A 6,903-nucleotide genomic window follows, 5' to 3' on the forward strand; every position below is an offset into this window, starting at 1 on the left:
AATTCGGTCACATCGTCATTCAAGACCGACTCGAAGGCGCTAGATTTGAAGGCCTGGGCAACCTTGGAGAAAATAACAACTGGAACTCTGGGGAATACCAAGGCATTAAATCCTTCTCCATGCGACCAGGGGATGAATTCGCCTTTATGTTAACCCCCAATGGGCGCATACAAGAGGTTTTGAACAACCCCAATATTACAGGAGCCAAAGCCCCTATTTTCTCCTTGGGAACCGCTAATCCCCATGATATGTTCCACTTCGGGCAGATTGCCGATGTGACCGGGGATGGCAGTACCTTTGTCATGGAAGATGTCCAGTTTGGTCATGCTTGGTATGACGGGGACTACAATGATTTAATCTTCCAAGTGCGGGGGGCTACTGGGGAAGCGCCTTTGATGGAAGATTTAATTGATCCTGCTGTAGACTGGCGGGACAGTGATTTAGGTCAGGCTTTAGTGAGTTATGCCACTCGTTATGTGGAGGAAGTAGGCGTTGAGGACATTGGGTTTAGTTTCTCACGAGAATATCAACCCTTGGTCGGGATTATTGACACCGGATTTAGTGGGGATAATCCCGATTTGGATTATTCCAACATCATGTTAGGCCGGGACTGGATTGACGGGGACGATAACCCCTTGTTAACAGCAGGGGAAGGCAATGAACACGGAACCCATGTTTTAGGGATTATTGCAGCCCAACGGGATAATGATATTGGCATTGATGGCATTAATCCAGATGCTCCCATTTGGTTAGGTCGTGCGGTAGGTTCAGGGCAGTGGGCGAATTCTTTGGTGGAATTTGTCGATGCGGCCGTTGAGTCGGGACAACCCAATGCGGTCGTGAATTTGAGTTTAGATCTCACCCAGATTGATGCTAATGGGGAGGTGTTTACCCGTTATGAGTTCACGCCGATGGAGCGGGCGGCCATTGAGTATGCCCGGCAGAATAATGTGTTACTCGTCGTTGCAGCAGGCAATGATGGCGGCGTGATGTCGGCTTTGGGTCAGGCTTCCCAAGAGTTTGACAATATTATTACCGTTGGGGCAGCGGAATCAATAACACCAGAATTAGAACCCTTTAAAGGCTATCAACCTACCCATGATTCTGTCAGTGGTAAGGCTTTGGACTTGGTGGCAGATGTTGCTAGTTCCCTTGAAGGTGTCCCCAATTTGACTGTCGCAACGGCAAAAGTAACCGGGGCTGTTTCTCAAGTTTGGGCAGCGAATCCTGACCTTAATTACACCCAAGTCATTGATATTCTCAAGCGGACAGCTACGGATTTGGGGCAACCCAATTGGGACATCGAAACAGGGGCAGGGCTTTTGAACATTATGGCGGCTATTCATTTGGCCAAAGCCACAAAACCTGAACCTTACACTGTGAAACCGGGTCAGCGCACCATTACTGATAATTTTATTTCCTCGAATCCGGGGAATAAACCGCTACCGGGTGATCCGACTCATCCAGCGGCGACTGTGCCAGGAATTCCTGAGACGACCGTCGATACGGGTGGCAATAGCATTAAAGAAGCTACTCCCCTATTGATGTCTCCTACGGTGGATATTATCGACCAGGTGAGCAGTATTGACCCTGTGGATGTTTTCCGGATGGAGAGTCGCTATTTGCAGGGGGCTGATTTCTCGGTTTTGGATGGGGAATTGTCGATTAAGTATTTGACTCCTGATGGTCAGTTGTTAGGGACTCAGGTTTTAGGGAAGGGTAGCCATAAGCTGGAATTGCCGGCCAATGCCAGTGGTGAGGTGTTGATGAAGGTGGAGCAGCGGAATCAAGCTCCGGCTACCTATATGCTCTATGGGTTTGAAAGCACGGAGCCGCAACCTTTCAATATTGATTTAGAGCTTGATGGTACATTAACGGCCAGTCAGAAGCAGATTCTGACAGCGGCGGCGAAGAATGTGGCGGCTTTGATTGGTCAGGGTTTGCCGACGGCGATCGTTGATGGCAAGATTATTGACGATATCAATATCAAGATTTCTACGGCTCATTTGGATGGGGCGGGGGGAACTCAGGCCCGGACGAAGATTGACTTTATGCGCTATGGCTCGTTGTTGCCTGCTCAGTCTTTGGTGCAGTTTGATGCCGCAGATATTGCTGAGTTGGAGCGGTCTGGCCATTTGTTTGATGTGGCGCAGCATGAGTTTTTACACGCTTTAGGGTTCGGGAATCTTTGGGAAGCTAAGGGGCTGATTGATTACGCGGGTACGCCGTTGGCACAGTACAACGGGAAAAATGCGGTTAATGAGTTCCAGAATATGGGTGGGCTGACTGATGCTATTGCTCTCGAAGCTGAAGGGAATGGTTCAGCGAGTTTGCACTGGCATGAGGATCTTTTCCAAGATGAGATTATGACGGCAGACCTGAATGGGTTTGCTGGGGGGAGTGCGCCGATTAGTGCGGTGACTATCGCTTCTCTGGCGGATTTGGGTTATGTGGTGAATTTGGATCGGGCTACGCCGGATTATCAGTTGTTTGGTGGTCAGTCGTTTGATGGGGCGGATTTAACGCCGGAGCAGATTGAGGCGTTCCGGGCGTTGGCGGAGATGTCTTTTGATGCGGCTGAGGATTTAGGGGAGGACTACGAGTATATTGCCCCGATTATGCCTACCGTTGACCCGGATACGGTGGCTCCTGAGATTTGGGCGCACGCGGAGCGGTTCTGGAAGAATAAAGAGTATTACGATTGGGTTCGCTATGAAATCAAGCCAGGAGATACTATTAGCCATATTGCTCAACGAACTATGGGTAATGGAGTTGATTCGCACTACTGGGCATTTATTGGTAACAAAAATGGACTTGCTGATGTTAATCGGATTGCCGCAGGAGATTCGATTTGGATTCCCAAGCATCATCCTAATTATGCACAAAAGCAAGAACAGAAGCGAAAGGAACGAGAAGCTGAACTGAAGAAAAAACAGGAGGAAGAAGCTAAGAAGAAGAAAGAACAAGAGGAGAAGCTGAAGCAGGAAGCAGAACAGAAGAAACTCAAGGAGTTAGAAGAGAAACTCAAGCAGGAAGCGGCAGCCAAACAGAAGCAATTAGAGGAGCAGGCAAGGAAGCTTGCAGAACAGCGAGAAAAACAGCGTCAAAAAGAAGAATTAGAAAAAGAGCAGGCTCGCTTACGGGAAATTGAGCGACAAAAGGGTATTGGGGGGCAAGACTGGTATCTAGCCACTCATTTACCTGAGTTTGGCCCTGTCGATCCGTTTGAAAGCCGGATTAGTGGTGAAACGGTTGGCAATTTGGTGCCGGATGACTATTATCGGTTTACGTTGTCGCGGGGTGGTCGGATTACGGCTGAGTTGCGGCAGTTGTTGGCGGATGCGGATTTAATTCTTTATGATGCCCGCAATCGTCCCATTGCTTATTCAATGCGGGAAGGAGTTACAGATGAGCATATTATTGCGGATCTGATTCCCGGGACGTATATGCTGCGGGTGAATAGTCCGAAGGGTGTGACGACGGACTATGAACTGGTTGTGAAGTTCAAACATTTGTTGTCTCGGACGGAGCAGGGACCACCTGACGGTTGGCAAGTTGGCGGCGGCAGTGGTGGTGCGAAAGGCCCTCTGTTTAGTGATCCGCGTATCATGCGGATTTATGATACGGCTTTAAATAATTTTGCTGGGCCGGAGCGGGCTAAGGCGAACGCTAAGATTGCGGATCTTCAACGTGAGAAGCGCAGTTATGAGCAGGAGATGAAGGCGCTACTCGACAAAATGAATAGCGAGCAACGGGCTAAGGTCAATAAGGCTCTCGATGACGCACGAAATAGTGCAAGAAGTTGGGTTGATGGGGTTGCTAATCCGATCAAAAACAGTGTTAGTAGTCTTGGAAATGGAATCAAGAATAAGGCTGACTCTGTTGCGAATAGCTTGATCAGTGCAATTAATAAGATCCCTGACCTTGGTTGGAATTGGGCTAAAAATCTGAAGGAAGATGCTCGAAAACTGGTTCGTCGGGGACGGGATGCTGTCAAAAATGCGGTTAATAGTGCCCAAACTTGGTTAAACGGGCAGTTGACGAACATTCAGAATAATGTGAAGTCAGCGATCTCAACGTTCTTTGACACTGTTAAGAATGCTTATCGAACTGGTGCGGAAATTAACCAAGCTATTGCTAATGCAGCTAATTCATTCCGTAGTGCAGTTGATCGAGCGGTTCGCGGTGCGAATGACTTAGTTAGCAAGTTTAAAGGACGAGTGCTCAGTGCTGTTGAATCCACAAAAAATCTTGGTATCAACATCGATATTCTCGGCAAGAAGCTTGGATTTAATGTTTATAACCAGGTCGTGAAGCCTGCGGTGGATGCTATTTCGAGTGGTGTTAGCTCTACGATCAATGGAATTGGTAATGGTTTAAAAGGCATTACTGATTGGCTGGAGCCTCGGACGCAGAAAGCTGTAGCGGCTTTTGTTGATGCCTTATTTGGGGATAAGACGGGGCATCTGTGGAATAAGATTCATGGGGTTGATGCGAAGATTGCGGCAACTCGAACAGGTTTGGAGAAGGCAATTGCTAATAAAGCAAATGAACTAAAAAACCAGATGCTTAGTTTCCTCAGTTCGCTTGGAAGTGAAGGTAAAAAAATTCTTGATGCCATTCTAGATTTTGGCAACTCTTCTCCAAGTCAATTTAGTGCTATTGCTCTTGAACTTCTTCTGGGTATGGCTCCCATTGGATCTCTTGTCAATACCAAAGATACAATCTTGGGATTGCTGAAAATGGCTAATGGGGACAGCGGAATCAATACAAGTGTTTCTTTGCTAGGTGCTTTAGCAGGATCACTTCCACGAAACAGTAGCTTAGTCCAATCTATCGCGAAGGAATCTCTCAATGGAGGATTGCCTACCTTATTAGCAAAACTTGATCCTGATTCAGTTACCACTGTTAGTAAGGAACTCGCACAAGCTGACTGGAATAAAGTGGCGCATGAAGCCATCGGAGTTATTGGTAAAAAGTGGGATGATTTTGCTCGTGTCATTCAAAATGCTCCTAATTGGGCCATAGATGGTTTAAAAAAGGCGTTTCCATGGGTCAATGCCCTCCTAAACCTTGCTGGTCAAGGAGTTGATAAAGTTAAATCCATTGGATCTTGGATTGGCAGTAAATTTAATGATGCTGTTGATTGGCTGACGAAGAAGCTCAACGATTGGATTGCTGAACAAGAAGCTCAACGCAAAGCTAAGGAGGAAGAAGCTCAACGCAAAGCTAAGGAAGATGCTCAACGCAAAGCTGAGGAAGAAGCTAAACGGAAGGCTGAAGAAGAAGCCCGTCTCGGATTCCAGAACTCTGTAACCTTGCCATTCATGTTAAATAACATAGGTCTTTGGGGTTCTGGCAAGAAAGGTCTTTCTGGAGGAAATGATTGGGGATTCGATAATATTGGAACTACCCAACCGTTTGGGATTGGTGAGTTTTGGATCAACATGAAGGGCGGCGTTGGTGCTTACGGTAGTACCGGAACTGCCGATATTAAGCTTCCTGGAGCGTTTGATTTTACATTTAATAGTGCCTCCAATGAGTTTGGGATTTTATCTACCGGCATTGGTAAGGGTGAAACATTACTCTCCAGTTATTTTGGAGCAGGTATAGGCCTTGATTTTGAGTTAGGGGCAGGTATAGGCCTTAATCAAGATATTCCTTTGATTGGTGGAACTAACCTTAATTGGAAAACTGGATTAGAGCTAGATGCTGCGGATGTTCTTTTAGGTTATTTCGCTCCCGGACTTGCACAGTTTATCGATTTGGATACAGGGATTAACATCACTGATAGTCAGTTTAAAGATAATAAACTCGAAGGGGAGGATAATCTTGGATTGAAAATGAGCTTGACGGAGCCATTACTTGGACTTGGGGGTAAGGAAGCAGGAGGTATTAAGCTCAATGAGTTTCTTAGTCTTGATTTAGGGGTTTATTTGAATCAAAAGACATCTTTTGAACTCTCAGGTTTCCGGTTTGATCATGATAATGATGGTGTTCATGACTTTGAAGTTAAGTTAGGCAGTTCTCTTGATCTTCAAACTCTGCCTTCAGGCTTAGGTAATCTCAAGGTACAGCCGATTGGTAATTTGAAAACAGATTTATCATTTCAAGTTGTTCCTGAATTTTCAGCCTCTCTTGGCAATGTCATTGATAGTCTTGTCCCAGGAGACAAGGATCAACAATGGATAAAAGAGATGATAAAAATTAATCCTGGCGGCATTAATTTTGAAGGGAAATTCACTACTCTTCCAGTCTTTAATTTTGAATTTGATCCATTTCAAAAATCTAATACATGGCTATCTTTTCTGTAGGCTAGTGTCGTAAACCATAGGATGTGGCTTCAGATATTCATATTTCAAGTGTATTGAAAACTTTCTTGAATATGAAGAATACTGCTCGGTAGAGTGCTGTTGACCACATCCTCACCCCTCATCACTCCCAAACAACACCATGACCAAACCACACCAAACCTACCTAGACACCCGACCCACCCCCCCAGAATACCTAACCTCATCCGCCGAACTCCGTTACACCCTCATCAACACCATCCAAACCCTCCTCCAACAAACCAACCACACCCTAATCACCCCCCCCGAAATCACCCCCGATAAATAATTCAGTTCATTTTTTAATCATCATGAAGCATCCTATCCTCAAAACCCTCATCGCCCTCACCCTAACTACCGGCTTAACTCACATTGCCTCACCCCCAACTCAAGCCCAAAATATAACCTCTGCCAACACCACCCCAACCGCAGAACTTCCCGATCTCGCCCGTCAAGCCGTAATCAGACAAGCAACCCTTGACACCAACATCCCCCTCACCGACCTAGAAATCCTGAGTGCCTTCGCCACCACCTGGGGCAACGGCTGCATGGGAATCAGCCGACCCGGCCAAAT

Annotated in this window: 2 protein-coding genes and 1 pseudogene; all 3 read left to right on the top strand. The window is 46.5% G+C overall.

The features are described from left to right. Positions 1-119 precede the first annotated feature (119 nt). A complete protein-coding gene (locus tag K4A83_RS21340) occupies positions 120-6,314 on the top strand; it encodes a S8 family serine peptidase (protein ID WP_265266726.1) in 6,195 nt (2,064 codons plus the stop codon). A gap of 139 nt (positions 6,315-6,453) precedes the next feature. Then, the gene (locus K4A83_RS21345; protein WP_265266727.1) at positions 6,454-6,618 is read left to right on the top strand and encodes a hypothetical protein; all 165 of its coding nucleotides are present in this window, start codon (positions 6,454-6,456) and stop codon (positions 6,616-6,618) included. Between the two features lie 22 nt (positions 6,619-6,640). Next, positions 6,641-6,903, top strand: a pseudogene (locus tag K4A83_RS21350) (hypothetical protein); the annotation flags it as partial.

This window comes from Spirulina subsalsa FACHB-351, assembly GCF_026130165.1.
Taxonomy (GTDB): domain Bacteria; phylum Cyanobacteriota; class Cyanobacteriia; order Cyanobacteriales; family Spirulinaceae; genus Spirulina_A; species Spirulina_A subsalsa_A.

Coding starts and splice junctions, on each gene's coding strand:
- K4A83_RS21345 (WP_265266727.1), top strand. CDS start 6,454: ATGACCAAACCACACCAAACCTACCTAGACACCCGACCCACCCCCCCA.
- K4A83_RS21340 (WP_265266726.1), top strand. CDS start 120: ATGCGACCAGGGGATGAATTCGCCTTTATGTTAACCCCCAATGGGCGC.